We start from the raw sequence: 18,015 nt of genomic DNA on the forward strand, positions 1-18,015 counted from the left end.
GATCATATGGGCAAAGGCGCCTGATCCGCAATCTTGCCCTATTGCATCCCCGCGCGGATTTCGGCGCGCAGGGCGTCGATGCTGCGGAAGCCCTGATCGGTCTTGAAGCGCCAGTAGGTCCACCCGTTGCAGGCGGGGGCGTTCTCGAACAGGGCGCCGAGCTTGTGGATCGAGCCGCTGAGCGAACCGGCGACCAGAGAGCCGTCGGCGCGGACGCGGGCCTCGCGTTCGCCCTTGGGGCAGTACAGGCGGTCGCCCGGACGCAGCAGACCGGCCTCCACCAGGGCGCCGAACGGCACCTTGGGCTCGTTACGCTTGGAGCCCATGACGGCCAGGTCTTCCGGCGCGGCGGGGATGACGGCCTTGATGCGCTTCTCGGCGACCTTGGCGTAGGTCTCGTCGCGCTCGATGCCGATGAAGTGGCGGCCCAGACGCCTGGCGGCGGCGCCGGTGGTGCCGGTGCCGAAGAAGGGGTCCAGAACCACGTCGCCCGGCCTGGTCGCCGACAGCAGCACGCGGTGCAGCAGGGCCTCGGGCTTCTGGGTCGGGTGGGCCTTCTTGCCGTCGGCGTCCTTGATCCGCTCGTCACCCGTACAAAGGGCAAGCGTCCAGTCCGAGCGCATCTGGGTGTCTTCGTTGAAGGCCTTCAGCGCGTCGTAGTTGAAGGTGTAGCGCTTCTGGTCGCGGCTGCGGGCGGCCCAGATCAGGGTCTCATGGGCGTTGGTGAACCGGGTGCCCTTGAAGTTCGGCATCGGGTTCGACTTGCGCCAGATGATGTCGTTCAGCACCCAGAAGCCCAGGTCCTGGATCGCCGTGCCGAGGCGGAAGACGTTGTGATAGCTGCCGATCACCCAGATGGAGCCTTCCGGCTTCAGCACCCGGCGGCATTCCTTCAGCCACTCGCGGGTGAAGGCGTCGTATTCGGCGAAGCTGCCGAACTTGTCCCAGTCGTCATCGACCGCGTCGACCTTCGAGTTGTCGGGACGCAGCAGGTCGCCGCCCAGCTGGAGGTTATAGGGCGGATCGGCGAAGACCATGTCGACCGAGGCGTCGGGCAGGGTGCGCAGCACCTCGATGCAGTCGCCCCGATGGATGACGTCGGTCTTGAGTTCGGACATGGAAACGCGGCCCCGCACAGGATTGAGCGGGCATGGTGAATCCTTACGGTTAAGGCGGGGTAACCGGTCGGGGCGTCCACGGGGGTCCGTGTCACCGGAATTGATGTTTCGGTCGGGAGGCCGCGCGGAACCGTCACAGGCGCTCACGTTTTGTTACGCGCTCAGGGTCGCCTTCGCAGTGCACAAGCGGTAAGCGGGGCGCATGCAACAGCGAGCGGAGCGAATCCGCCGCGTGATCACCACGGTTCAGGGGCTTAACTGATGACTCAGTGGGTGTACGGCTTCGGCGGCGGTTCGGCCGACGGCGATGCTTCGATGAAGAATCTTCTCGGCGGCAAGGGGGCGAATCTGGCCGAGATGTCGGCGCTGGGGCTGCCGGTCCCGCCGGGCTTCACCATCACCACCGAGGCCTGCAACCACTACTATGCGCAGGGCCAGAGCTATCCCGCTGACCTGACCGAACAGGTGAAGGCCGGGCTGGCCAAGGTCGAGGGCATCGTCGGGAAGACCTTCGGTGACGCGAAGAATCCGCTGCTGGTTTCGGTCCGCTCGGGCGCCCGCGCCTCGATGCCGGGGATGATGGACACGGTCCTGAACCTGGGCCTGAACGACGAGACGGTGGAAGGTCTGGCGGCCCTGTCGGGCGACCGCCGCTTCGCCTTCGACAGCTACCGCCGTTTCATCACCATGTATTCGAACGTGGTGCTGGGCATCGGCCACGACGAGTTCGAGGAGGTTCTGGACGACCACAAGGACCGTCTGGGCGTCACCGTCGACACCGATCTGACGGCGAAGGACTGGGAAAAGGTCGTCGCCGACTACAAGGCGGTGGTCGAGCGCAACCTCGGCCACGCCTTCCCGCAAGATCCGAATGACCAGCTGTGGGGCGCCGTCGGCGCCGTGTTCACCAGCTGGATGAACGACCGGGCCAAATTCTATCGCCGCATGCACGACATCCCCGAGAGCTGGGGCACGGCCGTGAACATCCAGTCGATGGTGTTCGGCAACATGGGCGAGACCTCGGCGACGGGCGTGGCTTTCACGCGCAATCCGTCGACGGGCGAAGCGAAGCTGTACGGCGAGTTCCTGATCAACGCCCAGGGCGAGGACGTGGTGGCGGGCATCCGCACGCCGCAGTCGCTGACCAGGGCGGGCCGCGAGGAGATGGGCGAAACGGCCCTCTCGATGGAAGAGGCCATGCCGGAGGTGTTCGGCCAGTTCGTGGAGGTGGTGACCAAGCTGGAGAGCCACTACCGCGACATGCAGGACATCGAGTTCACGGTCGAACAGGGCCGCCTCTGGATGCTGCAGACCCGCAACGGCAAGCGCACGGCCAGGTCGGCGCTGAAGATCGCCGTGGAGCTGGCCGCCGAGGGCGTGATCTCGCAGGAAGAAGCCGTGTCGCGGGTCGAGCCCGCCGCGCTGGACCAGCTGCTGCACCCGACGCTGGACCCGAACGCGGCCCGCACCGTGGTGGCGCAGGGCCTGCCCGCCTCGCCGGGCGCGGCGACGGGCGCCATCGTCTTCGACGCCGACGAGGCCGAACGTCTGGCCCAGCTGGGCGAAGCGGTCATTCTGGTGCGCGAGGAAACCTCGCCCGAAGACATCCACGGCATGCACGCGGCGCGCGGCATCGTCACGGCGCGAGGCGGCATGACCAGCCACGCCGCGGTGGTCGCGCGCGGCATGGGCCGTCCCTGCGTCTCGGGCGCGGGCGAAATCCACATTGATGACAAGGCGCGGACCTTCACCGCGCGCGGCCGCACCTTCAAGGCGGGCGAGGTCATCACCATCGACGGCGGCAAGGGCGAGGTGCTGGACGGCGCCGTGGCCATGATCGAGCCGGAACTGACCGGCGACTTCCAGACCCTGATGGGCTGGGCGGACAAGGTGCGTCGCCTGAACGTCCGCGCCAACGCCGAGACGCCGCTGGACGCCAGGACCGCGCGCGGCTTCGGCGCCGAAGGCATCGGCCTGTGCCGGACCGAGCATATGTTCTTCGACGACACCCGGATCGCCGCCGTGCGCGAGATGATCCTGGCGGACGACGAGGCGGGCCGCCGCGCTGCGCTGGCCAAGATTGCGCCGTTCCAGAAGGCGGACTTCGTCGAGCTGTTCACAATCATGTCGGGCCTGCCGGTGACGGTGCGCCTGCTCGATCCGCCGCTGCACGAGTTCATCCCGCACACGGAAGAGGACATCGACGCCCTCGCCGCCGGTTCTGGGCTGGACGCCGCCAAGCTGAAGCGCCGGGCCAAGGAACTGCACGAGACCAACCCGATGCTGGGCCACCGTGGCTGCCGCCTCGGCGTGGCCTACCCGGAAATCTACGAGATGCAGGTCCGCGCGGTGCTGGAAGCCGCGCTGGACGTGAAGAAAGCATCAGGCCTGGCCCCGATCCCGGAGATCATGCATCCGCTGGTCGCCCTGGGTCTGGAGATGAAGTATCTGCGCGAGCTTACCGACCGGACGGCGAAGGCCGTCTTCGAGGAGGCCGGCGACACGGTCGAGTATCTGGTCGGAACCATGATCGAACTGCCCCGCGCCGCCCTGCGCGCCGGAGATCTGGCCGAGCACGCCCAGTTCTTCAGCTTCGGCACCAATGACCTGACCCAGACCACGTTCGGCATCAGCCGCGACGATTCCGGCCGCTTCCTGCAGGCCTATATGGACAAGGGCATCTTCGAGACCGACCCGTTCGTCCGTCTGGACCGTGACGGCGTCGGCGACCTGATCCGCATCGCCAAGGAGCGAGGCGGGGCGGTGCGCGCCGACATCAAGATGGGCATCTGCGGTGAACACGGCGGTGATCCGTCGTCGATCGCCTTCTGCGAGGAGGTGGGCCTGAGCTACGTCAGTTGCTCGCCCTATCGCGTGCCCATCGCCCGTCTGGCGGCGGCCCAGGCTGCGCTGGATGCGCGGTCGGGGGCGGAGCGCGAAAAGGACAGGTAGGTTTCGCATTGCCAGAATTGGGCCACGATAAGGTCTGGATTGGCGTATCGGCGTCTGTGCCTGCAATCTCACAGTCTTGGGGAAGTCAGCGGACAGGTCTGGAACCTGTCCGTTCCCGGCCCATTTTGTATCCCGCTGGATGGGGCCGGTGACCACAGAAGTCACCGCATCTAGAGGATACAGAAACAATGCGTAACGTTCTTCTCGCGACTGCCGCCATTACTCTGATCGCCGCGCCGGCCATGGCGCAGGAACCCGGTTCGCGGGTGACCGGCTCGATCGGTTACACGCAACTGGACACGGACGGCGGTGACCTGGGCGCCGTCACCGGCCGTATGGGCTATGACTTCACCCGCAACTTCGGCGTCGAGGGTGAAGCCTCGATCGGCGTGAGCGACGACGACTTCACCGTCGCCGGCGTGCCGGGCACGGTGGAGCACAAGTATGACGCCGCCGCCTATGGCGTCGCCAAGCTGCCGATCAACGAGAATTTCGAACTGTTCGGTCGTCTCGGCTACGGCACCACGCGCGTGAAGGCCGAGGTCGCCGGCATCCAGGATTCCGACAGCACCGAGAGCATCAACTACGGCGTCGGCGCCAACTACTTCATCGACGGCCAGAACGGCATCCGCGCCGACTGGACCCGCCGCGACTTCCGCGGTGACGCCGGTGAAGCCGACACCTACGGCGTGAGCTTCGTGCGTCGCTTCTAAGCGACTGACGCCTGATATGACGAAGGCCCGCGGTGCGAACCGCGGGCCTTTTTCGTGGTCGCCGTGTTGAACTCAGGCGACGCCGGGTTGCAGGGCCCAGCGCATCGAGCCCTCGCCGAAGGGGCGGAAGAACAGTTCGCGGTAGTGTTCGAACACCTCGACGATGCGCGAGGCCAGATCCTGGGCGACGGTCTCGCCGCGCTGGCGCTTCATGGCGGCCACGCACTGAACGACATCCTTCTGATGCGCGGAACCGCCCATGCTTTTCAGCACGGTCGCGATATCCTCGGCCAACGGATCGATGGCCTTGCTCCAGGGATTGGTGTTCTGAGCCATGCGGGCGCCCCCTTGTTCTCGACACTGAAGAACGGGTCGCAAAAACAGGCGCAGGATGCAAGCGTGACCGCGATTTCGTGATCGGGGCGAGTGACGGACCGGGTCGGCTGGACCCGGTCCCCCGGTCGATCAGTTGAACAGGAAGTTCATCACGTCGCCGTCCTTGACGACGTAGGCCTTGCCTTCGGCGCGGAGTTTGCCGGCCTCGCGGGCCTTCGCTTCGCCCTTGAAGGCGATGTAGTCCTCGAAGGCGATGGTTTCGGCGCGGATGAAGCCCTTTTCGAAATCGGTGTGGATCACGCCGGCCGCTTGCGGAGCGGTGTCGCCGACGTGGATGGTCCAGGCGCGCGCTTCCTTGGGTCCGACGGTGAAGTAGGACTGCAGACCCAGCAGGGCGTAGGCCTCGCGGATCAGGCGGTTCAGGCCCGGTTCGGCCAGACCCAGGGTCTCGAGGAACTCGGCCTGTTCCTCGGCGTCCAGCACGGCCAGTTCGGAATCGATCTTGGCCGAGATGACGACCGACTTGGCGTTGTCGGCGGCGGCGCGTTTGGCGACCAGATCGGACAGTTCGTTGCCCTTGTCGGCCGAGCCTTCATCGACGTTGGCGACGTACAGGGCGGGCAGGGAGGTCAGAAGCTGCAGCATGTGCCACGCCTTCTGGTCTTCCTTCGAGATTTCGGCGACGCGGGCGGGCTTGCCGGCGCGCAGTTGCTCCAGCGCAAGATTGATCAGACGCAGGGTGTTCTGCATCTCCTTGTCGCCGGTCTTGGCGCGCTTCTCGACGTTGGCGTAGCGCTTCTCGAGGCTTTCGAGATCGGCCAGCATCAGCTCGGTCTCGATGATCTCGAGGTCGCTGATCGGGTCGATGCGGTTCTCGACGTGGGTGATGTCGTCGTCGACGAAGCAGCGGGCGACGAAGGCGATGGCGTCACAGTCCCGGATGTTGGCCAGGAACTGGTTGCCCAGACCTTCGCCCTTGGAGGCGCCGCGCACCAGACCGGCGATGTCCACGAAGGTGATGCGCGACGGGATGATTTCCTTGGAGCCCGCGATCTCGGCCAGGGCGTTCAGGCGCGGCTCGGGGACGGCCACGTCGCCGGTGTTCGGCTCGATGGTGCAGAACGGGTAGTTGGCCGCCTGGGCCGCCGCCGTCTTGGTCAGGGCGTTGAACAGGGTGGACTTGCCGACGTTGGGCAGGCCGACGATCGCGACTTTAAGGGCCATGGTCTTCTGGAGCTTTCGAGTGAGCGCGAGCCTTTAGCGGGTTCGATCCCGTTTGTCAGGCTCGCGCGTGTTCGAGGGGCTCAGTGGCCGGTCGGCGTGCCGTACTCGTCGATCTTCGGCTGGCCGATGGTCGCCAGAACCGTCACCGGAGCCGCGGCGGCGAAATTCAGGGTCAGGGGGATGGTCTGGCCCTCGGTCAGCGGCTGTTCAATGGCCAGCAGCATGATGTGGTTGCCGCCGGGCTTCAGCTCGACCGTCTGCCCGGCCGGAAGGGGCAGGCCCGCCTTCAGCTGGCGCATCATCATCATATTGCTCTCGATCTTGCTCTCGTGGATCTCCGTCCGTCCGGCGGCGGGGGTCGAGATGCTGACCAGCGTGTCAGCGGCGGGCGAGGTCAGGGTCAGGTAGCAGCCGGTCGCCTGACGGCCGACCGGGGTGGGACGGCACAGGGCGTCGGCGACGACGACGGCGGCCTGCGAACCGGCCGGGGCTTTCGCCCCGTCGTTGGAACAGGCGCCCAGCAGGGCGGCGACGGCGGCGAGGGGGATCAGGGTGCGGATCATGGTCTGGATGTCTTTCAGGCTGCGGCAGGTCTGGAACGGATGACGGCGCGGATCAACCGTTCGCCGACAAGCGCGACGATCAGACTGGCGCCGGTGAGGGGATAGAGCAGGCACAGGGGCAGGACGATGGCCAGGACGGCGAAGCGAACCTTCAGTCTCTCCGGCGCGGGCGGGGCGCCGATCAGGCCCCTGGACAGGCGCGGCGGGCGGCGCTTCCACCACATCATCAGCCCACTGATCGCCAGCAGCCAGACGCCGACACAGCCCGCCAGCATGACCCAGCGATTGATCGTGCCGAACTGCGTGCCCTGATGGGTGTAGATGCCCCATTCGATGGCCTTGGCGCCCGCGCCGAACTGGCCGTAGCCGATGTCGGCGACGACCTTGCCCTGTGCGGGGTCGATGTAGAGGGCGCGGGTGTCCTGAACTCGCGTGACCTGTGCGGTGACGGTCCAGGTCGTGGCGTCGCCCAAGGGGATGGAGACGGCGTAGGGGCGGGGCAGGCGCGCCGCCTCGGCCATGGCCACGACCTCGGACAGGCCCGCCGAGGCCGGGTGATGGGCATGGGAGGGCAGGGTGACGCCCTCCATGGTCCAGCCGGCGCCCTGTGCGTGATCGGCGTGCTCGGCCCGCTGCCAGGCGCCCGCGACGGGGGCGGCGGGACGACCGAGGCCGCTGCTCTTGACCACGTCCATCACCTTGTCGCCCCACACCGCCGACCAGGGCATGCCGGTGACGGCGAGGAACAGCACCACCCCGCCGACATAGATGCCGGTCAGGGCGTGCAGATCGCGCCAGAAGGGACGGCGGCGCGTATCGGTGGAGGTCAGGGCGACGACGCCCGCCTTCCGTTTGCGCGGCCACCACAGGTACAGGCCGGTGGCGAACAGCACGATGGTCCAGCCCGCCACGATCTCGACCAGCAGGTTCATCGCCGGGCCGAACAGGGTCAGCGAGTGGACCTGCTTGATGATCTCCATCACCCCGCCGTAGCCGGTGACGCCTGTGACGTGGCCGGTGTGGGGATCGACGAAGGCCGTGCGCTGTGAGCCGTCCGGGCGGTCCACCCGGATGCGAACGGCCTGGTCCGGTGCGGCGGGAATGATCACGGCGGCGGCCCGACCCTGTCCGACCTGCGCCGCGGCGGCGGCCCAGGCCTCGGGCGCGGCTTGCCGGGTGGAGGCCGGAACCTCGATCATCCGGCGATAGACCGCGTGGTCGATCTCGTCCTTGAACAGATACAGGCCGCCGGTCAGGGCCAGCAGCATCAACACGGGCATGACCAGCAGGCCCGCATAGAAATGCCACCGCCAGACGGCCCGGTAGGCGCCGGACAGAGGTGTGGCGGGCGGGGCGGCGAAAGAGGTCGGGGTATCGGTCATCTTCAATGCTCATGTGGTCGTTGGAGGCCGCCGGGGCCGCCTCCACCGATCCGCCTCAGAGGGCCAGCCGCAGGCCGAGGAACACAGCGCGTCCCTCGCCGGGGTTGAACACGACGGTCGAAGCCAGACCGGCGTCGGTGATGGCCGAGAACTCGTTGACGTGCCGCTCGTCCGTCAGGTTCCGGCCGTCCACGAAGAGGGTCAGCCCGTCCTTGACCTCCCAGCTCGCGTTCAGCCCCAGCAAGGTATAGCCGGGCGCCTTCAGCGTGTTGGCGTAGTCGACCCAGGCGTCGCTGATCCGCCATTCAACCGACGGGGTCAGGCTCAGGCCGGACGGATGACGCCACGCCAGTTCCGCGCGCCAGGCATGCTCCGGCGCGACCGGCAGGCGATTGTCGCCCCATCGCGGGTCGTTGACGAAGCGGAAGTCGCTCCAGGCATAGGTCTGGCGCAGCAGCAGCGAGCCGTCGGCCAGTTCGGTCGGCAGGCGCCAGTCCAGACCCGCCTCAAGACCCTGGTGCACCGTCTCGCCCGCGTTGAAGGTCGCGGCGGGGATGCCGGGGCCGGTGACGAAGTTCAGCAGCTCGCCGTCGATCTCGCTGCGATAGACGGTCACGTCCCAGGCCAGGGAGCCGCGACGGCCGCGCGTGCCGATCTCGGCGGTCCAGGCATCCTGCACATCCACCGGCGTGAAGCCCACCAGTGGCGCCTGAACGAGGGCGCCGTAGGTCGGGGGCTCGACCGAGCGGGTGACATTGGCGAAGACCTGCTCCCCGTCTTGCGCCTCCCACAGCAGGCCCAGTCGCGGCGAGAACCACTCGTAGTCGATGTCGTCATTGTTGGCGGCGTTGACGCGATCGGCGTAGTCGCGCGTGGCCCGTCCGAACGAACCGCCCGCCACCAGCGCCAGCCGGTCGGTGACGAACAGCCGGCCCTCGGCGAAGACGTCCAGCCCCGTCGCCTTCTGCAGATTGTCGGCGGTCAGGCCGCCGGCCTGTCCCGCGGTGTTGATGTAGCGCTGGCTGTCGATCTGACCGTCGCGATAACTGAGGCCGTAGAACAGATCGGCGCGCATCCCGGCGACCTGGCCGGTCCATTCGAACCGGCCGAACAGACCGACCGTCTCGCTGTTGGTGTTCAGGACCTGGAAGATCGGGTGCCAGAGCGCCTTCTCCCAACCCCAGACGGCGCCCTCGAAAACGGTGGCGTCGTTCAGCCGCCAGCGGGTCTGCAAGGTCACGCGCTTCAGGGTCAGGTCCCGCGCCTGATCGCCGCTGATCGCGCCGGGATTGGCCTTTTCCGGATCGGTCAGGGCGTCCGCGAGCGAGAGCGAACCGGGGATGTCCTGCTTGATGTCGGCGGCCTGATAGATCAGCCGGACCTCCCGGTCCTCTCCGAACGAGCGGCCCAGGTTCAGGGTCAGGCGCGCCTGGCTCTGTTCGCTGTGATCGCGATAGCCGTCCGATTCCATCCCGGAAACGGCCGCGAACACGTCCCAGTCGCCGTACTCGCGGGCCAGCTGGACGCTGCCCCGCAGGCTGTTGAACGAGCCGCCTTCCACCTGCATCACCGTGTCGTCGACGGCGGTGCGGCCGGTGGGCGTGACCTGATTGATCGCCCCGCCCAGCTGGGCGCCGCCGAAGCGCAGGGTGTTTCCGCCCTTGTAGATTTCAATGTAGCGAGCGCTCAGCGGGTCAACGCCCTGGAAGTCCGAGAAGCCGTCGGCGTCGGCGAAGGGCACGCCGTCCTGGGCGAACAGGACGCCGCGCTGGTGGAAGCCCTGGGCCAGTCCGGACCCCCGGATCGACAGCCGGGCTTCCTCGCCATAGCGCTTCTGCGCCAGCACGCCGGGCACGTTGCGAAGGGTGTCGGCGAAGGTCTGGGCGAAGCGGTTGGCGTAGCTTTCCGAAGAGATGACCGCGACCGCGCCGGGCGTGCGGCTCAGGCGGTCACGCGCCTCGGCCACGACGGCGGGGTCTTCCGGATTGCGGCTTCCGGTGACGATGACGGTGTCGAGGGTGGTCGGGTCTTGCGAGGACTCGGACGCGAGGGCGGGGGAGGCGACGGCGGTGAGCAGCAGGGCGCAGGGCGCCGCGGAGGTCCACAGGGACATGAGGGATCAATCCTGAAACAGAGAAAAGGTCCGCGTCGCCGACGGCGCGCGGGTTCGGGCGCACGAAGGCGCTCCGGGTCTGGTTCAGGCGTGGGGCGGGGCGGTGGACGGTGGTCGCGGCGGCGCGCGCGCGGGCGGCGGCGGACTGGCGATCAGGGCGGTGAAGGTCGAGGCCGGGGTGACGGTCGGCGCGGCGCAGGGCTGGGCGACCGGCGGGTTCGGCAGGACCGCCGCCGGGGCCATGACGCAGGCGGCGCATTTGGCCGGCGGCACGCTGCGATCCGGATTGCCGTCGGCGTCGACCTTGATGGTCTGCGGACCTTCGGCGGAGCAGAGCACCAGCGTTTGGCCCGGTCCGGCCGCCGCCATGGCGGCGTAGGGCAGCAGGGTTCCGAGCACGATGGCGAACGTCGCGGCCATGAGGGCCAGCGCACGCCAGATCGACCAGGACTCTGTCTGCGGACGGGTCACCCGGCGGCTGTAGCGCTTCCGGGACGCCAGAGAAAGAGCGGCGCCCCGTCACGCTCCGGGTCGACACCTCGCGAAGCGCGTGCCAGCCTCGACCTGCAACCGGGGGAGTATCCGAATGTCTGTTCGCCGCGCCGTGCGCCACTCCGTTCGATTGGGCCTGATGGCCGGCGCCGCGATGGTTGTGCTGGCGGGGGCGTCCGCCGTCGCCGCGCAGCACGCGCAGGACGGGGGCGGCGGCCCGGATGCGGTGTCGCTGACCGTCTATAACCAGAACGTCGCCCTGGTGGAGGACACGCGCAGCCTCGACATTCCGGCGGGCCGCTCGCGACGCGAGTTCCCCGGCGTCTCGGCCAGCATCCGGCCCGAGACCGTGGGCCTTTCCGGGCGCGGCCTGTCGGTGGTGGAGCAGAATTTCGACTATGACCTGCTGACGCCGGATCGCCTGATGCAGGCCGCCGTGGGCGGCGAGATCGGCATTGTGCGCACCAATCCCGGCACCGGCGCCCAGCAGACGGACCGGGCCCGCGTGCTGGCGGCGAACGAGGGCGTCGTGCTGGAGGTCGGCGGCAAGATCGAGGTGCTGCGCGACGACGGCGTGCCGACCCGCGTGATCTTCGACGAGGTGCCGTCCAACCTGCGCCCCCGCCCGACACTGAGCGTCACGCTCGACGCCGAGGGTGCGGGCCGTCGCGACGTGACCCTGAACTATCTGACGACCGGGCTGGCGTGGAAGGCGGACTATGTCGCCCGCTACGACGAGACGGCGGGGACGCTGGACCTGACCGGCTGGGTGACGATCAACAACCAGTCCGGCGTGACCTTCACCAATGCGCGGACGCGGGTGGTGGCGGGCGATGTGTCGGTGCTCAACGCACCTTATGATCCGCGTACCGGAAGCTATGCGCGGCCACCCGCGCCGCGTGGCGCGGGAACCCAGGCCGGAGCCGCCCGCGGACTGGCCGATGTCTATATCTATCCCCTGCCCGAGCCGGTCACGGTGGCCAACAACCAGACCAAGCAGGTCGGCCTGCTGGATGTCTCCGGCGTGCCCGCGAGCAAGCGCTACGTCTTCGAGATGAACCGGTTCGACACCCTGAACGAACCGTCGGGCGCCCAGGTGGCCATGACCTTCTCCAACAGCGCGACGTCAGGCGTGGGCGCGCCCCTGCCGGCGGGGATCGTGCGGGTCTATGTCAATGACGCGGCGGGCGCGCCCCGCTTCGTCGGCGAGGACCGTGTCGCCCACACGCCTGCGGGCTCGGACATCGTCATCACCACGGGTGCGGCCTTCGACGTGACCGTACAGCCTCGTGTGGTGCAGGAGGAAACCGTCCAGCGCCGCCGGGGGCAAACGCCGTGGACCCGTTACCAGATGGAGTACACCGTCCGGAACGCCCGCCCGCAGCCGGTGGTGGTCGAGGTTCGCCAGACGGAGCTGAGCGCGCTGGCCGAGGTCTCTGACCAGTCCATCGAGGCAGAGCGCCGGGGGAACAGCCTGATCTGGCTGGTTCCCGTGCCCGCCAACGGTGAGACCAGACTGACCGCCACTGTCGTCACCGGCGACTGAGCGTCATGCGTCTCGCGCTCGCCGTCGCTCTGATCGCCGGGCTGGCCACGCCCGCGTGGGGCCAGACGCAGAGCCTTTCCGCGCGTCCCGACAGGACGGCGCTGGTGATCTATCGGTTCAACCCCATCGACACCTCCAGCACGCTTGATGAGCTGCGCAGTGCAACCCGCCATGTCTCGACCGACGGGCTGGCGATGATCGTGGAGAGCCGGACGGTGGATGTGCCGGCCGGGGAAGCGATCCTCCGTTTCGAAGGGCTGACGCCCGGCATCATTCCCGAGACCGCCGCCATCGACGGGCTGCCGGGCGAGGTTCTTGAGCGCAACAGCAGTTTTGAACTCCTGACAGCGGGCTCCCTGTTGCAGCACTCCATCGGCGAGACGGTGCAGGTCGGGCGCACCAACCCGGAAACGGGTGTCGAGACGGTGGTTCCCGCAATCGTCCGCTCGGGGGCGAATGGCCCGGTGCTGGAGATCGACGGTCGGCTGGAGCCCCTGTCCTGTCAGGGATTGAACCAGCGGCTGATCTTCGACCGCGTCCCGGATGGGCTGGGTGACCGGCCGACCCTGTCCGTCCGCACCCGCTCGCCTGTGGCCGGTCGCTACACCATCCGGCTGGCCTATCTGGCAGAGGGGCTGAACTGGTCGGCGGACTATGTGGCCCGGCTGGCTCCCGATGGAAGGTCGCTGGACATCGAGGGCTGGATCACCCTGATGAACTTCACCAATGGCGGCTTCACGGATACGCCGGTGCAGGTCGTGGCGGGCAATCTGGCCCGCGAGTACGACACCGAGGCCATCGAGCCGGTCGTGGCCACGGTCGCGCCCCGGTGCTGGCCGCTGGACACCACCACGCGCAACCCGTTCGGTCCGCAGCGTGGGACAATTGTCCCGACGCCGGTCACCGATTATCTGGCGACGATCCCGGCCCTGTCGAACAGCGTGGTCGGCGATACCGGGATCGATGAAATCGTCGTCACCGGCAGCCGCATCCGGGCGACCCTGTCGGATCTGGGCGACTACAAGATCTACACGCTCGCGGAGCCGACCGATCTGAACGCCCGGCAGGCCAAACAGATTCGCTTCTTCGATCAGCAGGACGTGCGCTTCACCCGGACCTATCAGGTCCGTCTGGATCACGGCGATGACGCGCCGCAGGTCCCGAAGCTGTTGCTGCGGTTGCGCAACGAGGCGCGTGACGGACTCGGTGTCCCAATGCCGGGCGGAGGGCTGAGTCTGGTCGAGACCCAAGACGGGGCGGCGATCCTGACGGGACAAGCGGACTTCATGGATCGGGGGGAAGGCGTGCCGCTGGAGCTCGAGTTCGGCGAGGCCATGGGGCTATCTGTGCTGGCCGAGGTCACGGATGAGGCGGACTGGAAGGCCGGCGAGGACACCTACATGCAGAAGGTCGTCGTTGAGGCCACCCTCATCAACGACAAGGACTGGCCGGTCGAGATCGAGGTCGTACCGGAGTGGTCCGGCTGGCGCGGCTTCCGGGTGCTGGCGCAGAGCCGCCGCAGTCAGGTCAATGACGCGGGTGACACCGTCTGGCGGGTAAGGGTCCCGGCGCGCGGCTCGGAGACCCTCAGCTATACGGTGCAGGCTGAAGACTAGCCCTCGGCCTTGCCCGCCTGCTGACGGGGGCTGAATTTCGGCGCGGGGGCCAGGCGCATCACCTCGCCCTGATAGCGTTCGTCGTCACCCGCCAGCGCGAAGGGCAGGGCGTCGGCGCAGGCGTCGAGCATGGCCTGCAGCCACGCCTGATCGGCCTTGGCGAAGTCGCCCAGCACATGGGGCATGACCAGATGGCTTTCGCCCGGATGGCCCACGCCCATACGGGCGCGGCGGAAATCGGCGCCCAGATGGCTGATCAGGCTGCGCACGCCGTTCTGGCCCGCCGCGCCGCCGCCGGTCTTCATGCGGAACCGGCCGGGGGCCAGGTCGATCTCGTCGTGGAAGACGATCACCTCGGAAGGCTTGATCTTGTAGAAGCGCGCCGCCTCGCCGACGGCCCGGCCGCTCTCGTTCATATAGGTCTGGGGCTTCATCAGGAGCACCTTCACCGCGCCGTTCGCCGTGGAGACCTCGCCCTCGCGGATGACCGACTGGAACTTCGCCCGCTCGGGCCCGAAATTCCAGCGACGGGCGATCTCATCGACGGCCATGAAGCCGATGTTGTGGCGGTTCTTCTCATATTTCGGGCCGGGATTGCCCAGGCCGGCGACGATGATCATGGCTGTGGTCCAGACAAGGAAACGGCCCCATCCGTAAACGGAAGGGGCCGCTCCAGAAACAGTGGATCGAGGGCGACTTAGCCTTCGGTCTTTTCGCCTTCGTCCGATTGCTCGGTGGCCGGAACGTCGTCCGCGGCGGCTTCGACGGCGGCTTGTTCCTCGGCGATGGCTTCCTCGATCTCGTCGGCGGCCTTGGCGGCCGAGGACGACTTGATGGAGGCGATCACGAAGTCACGGTCGGTGATGGTCGGCTCGACGCCCTTCGGAACCTTGATGTCCGAGAAGCGGATGGTGTCGCCCAGCTTGTGACCGGCCAGATCGACCACCAGGTCTTCCGGGATGTGGTCGGCGCGGACCGAGATTTCGACCGAGTGACGGACGATTTCCAGCGAACCGCCCTGACGGAAGGCCTTGCACTGGTCTTCGTTGATGAAGTGCACCGGCACTTCAATCTTGATGGTCTGCTTCTCGTCGACGCGCATCAGGTCGAAGTGCAGCGGGCGATCCGACACCGGGTCGAACTGCACGTCGCGGGCGATGACCGGCTGGGTCTCTTCGCCGTACTTCAGGGTCACCAGATGGCCCAGCAGCTTGCCGGTGTAGAGCGACTTGCGGAAGTCCTTCTCGTTCACCGAAATGGCGACGGGGGCCTTGTCGCCGCCGTACAGGATGCCGGGCACCATGCCGGCGCGACGGGCGGCGCGGGCGCCGCCGGTGCCGACGCCGTCGCGGACGTCCACGTTCAGGATGATCTCGGCCATCTGGCTCGCCTCAAATAACAACAGGAACACCGCGCCAACCTTGGGCCTGCGCGGCGGGGGTCTGAACCCTCGAAATCAGGAGCGGGGGCTATTACACGCAAGCGCCCCGGTACGCAACCGCTGTCGACTCTTTGCGGTCAGCGGCCGCTGTTCAGCGAAGCGGTCGTGGTCGCCTGCGCGGCCTCGGCGGCCTGGGACGCGACCGGCGCCTCGCCTTCGGCCACCGCCGTCGGGGCCAGTTCGGGCGTCGGCGGGGTGATGTTCTGGGCGGTGCAGGTGGACAGATCGCGGGCGATGTGACGGCCGACGCAGAACATGTCCTCATAGCTGGGGCGCGAGGCCGCCAGGCACTGGAACAGCATCAGCTTGGACATATTCAGACAGAACTCGCTGTTCTGATCGACCGTCATGGCTTCGGTATTGGCGCGGAAGTCCTCGCCCCCGGCGCCGAGGGCGGCCAGGGCGGCCAGCGCCAGGGCGCGGGTCACCGCCGGGGTGTAGGGCGGGCCCGAACGGCCCGGGTTCAGATCCAGACCGGCGCCGGAGTGGGCGGCGGCGAACAGGCGGGCCGATTCTTCCGCCGACGGCAGCATCTGGGCGGCCGACAGGGTCTTGGCGCTTTGCAGACGACTGTCGCGATTCTGGATCGGGGTCACGGCCCAGCGGCGGCGCGGGTCGCGGCGTTCCTGGATGGTGTAGGCGTCGCCTTCAACACCTTCGGCGATGCGGTGCATGGCGGCGACGTCGCGGCCCAGGGTCTCGACGATCAGGCCCGCGGCGGCGTCGGCGCCCGGCAGGGTCGCGGCGACGGCCGGATCCGCGATGATGCGGTTGATCAGGTCCTGACGCCCCGCCGGATCGACGGCGTAGGTGCGCACGCCCTGCACGAACTCGGGCGACTGCAGCGCCAGAATCGAGCCGTAGGCGATCATGCCGCGCGACAGCTGGGCGGGCTCATAGGCCGCGCCCTTGCGGATGGCGGCCTGAATGGCCTCGGCGTCGGTGAAACCGCCGGGCGGGATGGTGCCGACATCGCGCATGAAGGCGACATAGATGGAGGCGGCCTGCGCCACGCCCTCGTTCATCGACACGGCGGGCGGCGGGGGCGGGGGAGGCGGGGCGGGCGGCGGCGCGGCCGGTTCATCCGTGGCGCAACCCGCGAGTACGGCGGCGGCGGCGACAGCGGCGAGCGTGAGTCCGCGACGCATTTGACCCTTGAACATTACAGAACCCCGACCCTCAGCGTCCCTCCGGCGGGACGCGACCACAGACTGCACCCTATATCGCGGAGAAAAGGGTTCTCCGAGCGTTAATCCAAGCGTAGCCGGAGGATGCGGATCACAAGGTGATGATTCTCCCTAGCGGAGACTGCTGTTCGGCCCGGAGTTGAGTCGTCGCGTGGGGCTGGGCGTCGGGCTGGGCGTCGGAGCGGGCGCCGCGGGCGTCGGCGCGGCCAGACCGTCCGGAGCGGGCGTGATGCGGGGCTCTTCCACCACCTGCACCCCGGACACCCGCACCGTGGCGGCCGGCAGGGCGGCGCCGCGCACACAGGTCGCGATGTCGCGCACCACATGACGGCCGACGCAGAACACGTCCTCATAGCTGGGGCGGGAGGCGGCCAGACACTGGAACAGCATCAGCTTGGATTCCGCCAGACAGGCCTGACTGACCGGATCGTCCTGAAGCGCCGCCGTCCGGGGAAGGGCGGCGTCGCCCGCCTCGCCCAGCGCCGCCAGAGCGGCCAGCGCCAGCGCGCGTTCGACCACGGGCGGGTAGCCCGGCTGGCGGGGGCGACCGGCGGGCAGGTCCAGTCCGGTCCCGGCGTGGGCCGCGGCGGTCAGGCGGCTCGCGTCGGGCGCGGAGGGCAGCATGGCCTGCGCCGAGCTCGCCTTGGCCCCGGCCAGTCGCCCGTCGCGGTTCGCCACCGGGGCCACGGCCCAGGAGCGCCGGGAGTCGGCCTGGATGGCGTAGGCGTCATTCTCGATGGCGGTCGCGGCGGCGCCGAGGGCGTCGATGTCGCGACCCAGGGCGGCCATGATCAGGCCCGCCGCGGCGTCCGCGCCCGGCAGGCGCGAGGCCCAGCGCGGGTCGGAGGCGATGTTGGCGGCCAGCTGCTCGCGGGTGGCGCGATCGACGGCGTATTGGCGCACGCCGCTGACGAACTCGGGCGACTGCAGGGCGACGATGGAGGCGTAGGAGATCAACCCGCGCGACAGCTGGGCCGGTTCATAGGCCGAGCCGCGCCGGAGCGCCGCCTGAATCGCCTCGGCGTCCGCGAAGCCGCCTTGCTGGGCGGCCATCTCGCGGGTGAAGGCCACATAGATGGAGGCGGCGTCGATCACGTCCTGATTCAGGGCGATCGGCGGCGGGGTGCGGGCGGCGATTTCAGCGGCGATGCGCGCCGCTTCCGCCTCGGCGGCCTTTTCAGCGGCGGACTGGGATGCGCAGCTCGCCAGCAGGGCGGCGACGGCGAGAGCGGCCACGGCAAGGCCGCGGCTCCGGTGGGCCGAACTCATCAGATCTCCTTCAGCATCGACGCCCCGCGCCGAATCTTCAGGGCCTAATGAGGCCGGACCAAG

At 68.3% G+C, this 18,015-nt stretch carries 15 protein-coding genes; 4 read left to right on the forward strand and 11 right to left on the reverse strand.

Annotated features, from left to right (window positions below; genetic code table 11):
- Window positions 1–38: 38 nt before the first annotated feature.
- Window positions 39–1,118, reverse strand: coding sequence for a site-specific DNA-methyltransferase (locus ACODRV_RS14675; protein WP_141627428.1), 1,080 nt, complete (start codon window positions 1,116–1,118; stop codon window positions 39–41).
- A gap of 261 nt (window positions 1,119–1,379) precedes the next feature.
- On the opposite strand from ACODRV_RS14675, the gene ppdK reads away from it, so the two are divergent.
- On the forward strand, window positions 1,380–4,070 hold the full coding sequence (gene ppdK / locus ACODRV_RS14680; RefSeq protein ID WP_488908806.1) for a pyruvate, phosphate dikinase: 2,691 nt from the start codon (window positions 1,380–1,382) through the stop codon (window positions 4,068–4,070).
- Between the two features lie 188 nt (window positions 4,071–4,258).
- Window positions 4,259–4,783 (forward strand): porin family protein, encoded by a 525-nt coding sequence (locus ACODRV_RS14685; RefSeq protein WP_141627426.1) that lies wholly within the window; start codon window positions 4,259–4,261, stop codon window positions 4,781–4,783.
- A gap of 72 nt (window positions 4,784–4,855) precedes the next feature.
- Here the strand turns inward: ACODRV_RS14685 and ACODRV_RS14690 are convergent, their stop codons facing one another.
- From ACODRV_RS14690 to ACODRV_RS14715, 6 genes are all read right to left on the reverse strand, one after another.
- A complete protein-coding gene (locus tag ACODRV_RS14690; protein ID WP_141627425.1) occupies window positions 4,856–5,119 on the reverse strand; it encodes a hypothetical protein in 264 nt (87 codons plus the stop codon).
- A gap of 129 nt (window positions 5,120–5,248) precedes the next feature.
- Complete coding sequence (gene ychF, locus ACODRV_RS14695; RefSeq protein ID WP_141627424.1) at window positions 5,249–6,343, reverse strand: redox-regulated ATPase YchF; 1,095 nt, start codon at window positions 6,341–6,343, stop codon at window positions 5,249–5,251.
- Between the two features lie 80 nt (window positions 6,344–6,423).
- Window positions 6,424–6,906 carry a copper chaperone PCu(A)C gene (locus tag ACODRV_RS14700; RefSeq protein WP_488908807.1) on the reverse strand — a complete coding sequence of 161 codons (483 nt, stop codon included), beginning with the start codon at window positions 6,904–6,906 and terminating at the stop codon, window positions 6,424–6,426.
- Between the two features lie 14 nt (window positions 6,907–6,920).
- Entirely contained in the window at window positions 6,921–8,288 is a 1,368-nt protein-coding gene (locus tag ACODRV_RS14705; protein ID WP_488908808.1) for a PepSY-associated TM helix domain-containing protein, read from the reverse strand.
- Window positions 8,289–8,343: 55 nt separating this feature from the next.
- Complete coding sequence (locus ACODRV_RS14710) at window positions 8,344–10,401, reverse strand: TonB-dependent receptor family protein (protein ID WP_488908809.1); 2,058 nt, start codon at window positions 10,399–10,401, stop codon at window positions 8,344–8,346.
- 84 nt (window positions 10,402–10,485) lie between these two features.
- Window positions 10,486–10,872: a hypothetical protein gene (locus ACODRV_RS14715; RefSeq protein WP_141627420.1), complete on the reverse strand. Its 387-nt coding sequence runs from the start codon at window positions 10,870–10,872 to the stop codon at window positions 10,486–10,488.
- Between the two features lie 115 nt (window positions 10,873–10,987).
- Between ACODRV_RS14715 and ACODRV_RS14720 the strand changes: the two genes are divergently transcribed.
- The gene (locus ACODRV_RS14720; RefSeq protein ID WP_488908810.1) at window positions 10,988–12,439 is read left to right on the forward strand and encodes a DUF4139 domain-containing protein; all 1,452 of its coding nucleotides are present in this window, start codon (window positions 10,988–10,990) and stop codon (window positions 12,437–12,439) included.
- A gap of 5 nt (window positions 12,440–12,444) precedes the next feature.
- The gene (locus tag ACODRV_RS14725) at window positions 12,445–14,055 is read left to right on the forward strand and encodes a DUF4139 domain-containing protein (protein WP_488908811.1); all 1,611 of its coding nucleotides are present in this window, start codon (window positions 12,445–12,447) and stop codon (window positions 14,053–14,055) included.
- Here ACODRV_RS14725 and pth read toward each other — a convergent pair.
- From pth to ACODRV_RS14745, 4 genes are all read right to left on the reverse strand, one after another.
- Window positions 14,052–14,675 (reverse strand): aminoacyl-tRNA hydrolase, encoded by a 624-nt coding sequence (gene pth / locus ACODRV_RS14730; RefSeq protein ID WP_141627418.1) that lies wholly within the window; start codon window positions 14,673–14,675, stop codon window positions 14,052–14,054. The two genes, ACODRV_RS14725 and pth, sit on opposite strands and share 4 nt — an antisense overlap.
- A 77-nt stretch (window positions 14,676–14,752) precedes the next feature.
- On the reverse strand, window positions 14,753–15,436 hold the full coding sequence (locus ACODRV_RS14735) for a 50S ribosomal protein L25/general stress protein Ctc (RefSeq protein WP_141627417.1): 684 nt from the start codon (window positions 15,434–15,436) through the stop codon (window positions 14,753–14,755).
- Between the two features lie 137 nt (window positions 15,437–15,573).
- On the reverse strand, window positions 15,574–16,644 hold the full coding sequence (locus ACODRV_RS14740; RefSeq protein WP_488908812.1) for a hypothetical protein: 1,071 nt from the start codon (window positions 16,642–16,644) through the stop codon (window positions 15,574–15,576).
- A 150-nt stretch (window positions 16,645–16,794) separates the two neighbouring features.
- Window positions 16,795–17,952 (reverse strand): serine/threonine-protein kinase, encoded by a 1,158-nt coding sequence (locus tag ACODRV_RS14745; RefSeq protein ID WP_488908813.1) that lies wholly within the window; start codon window positions 17,950–17,952, stop codon window positions 16,795–16,797.
- Window positions 17,953–18,015 lie beyond the last annotated feature (63 nt).

The sequence above is a fragment of the Brevundimonas sp. FG8 genome (assembly GCF_057808845.1).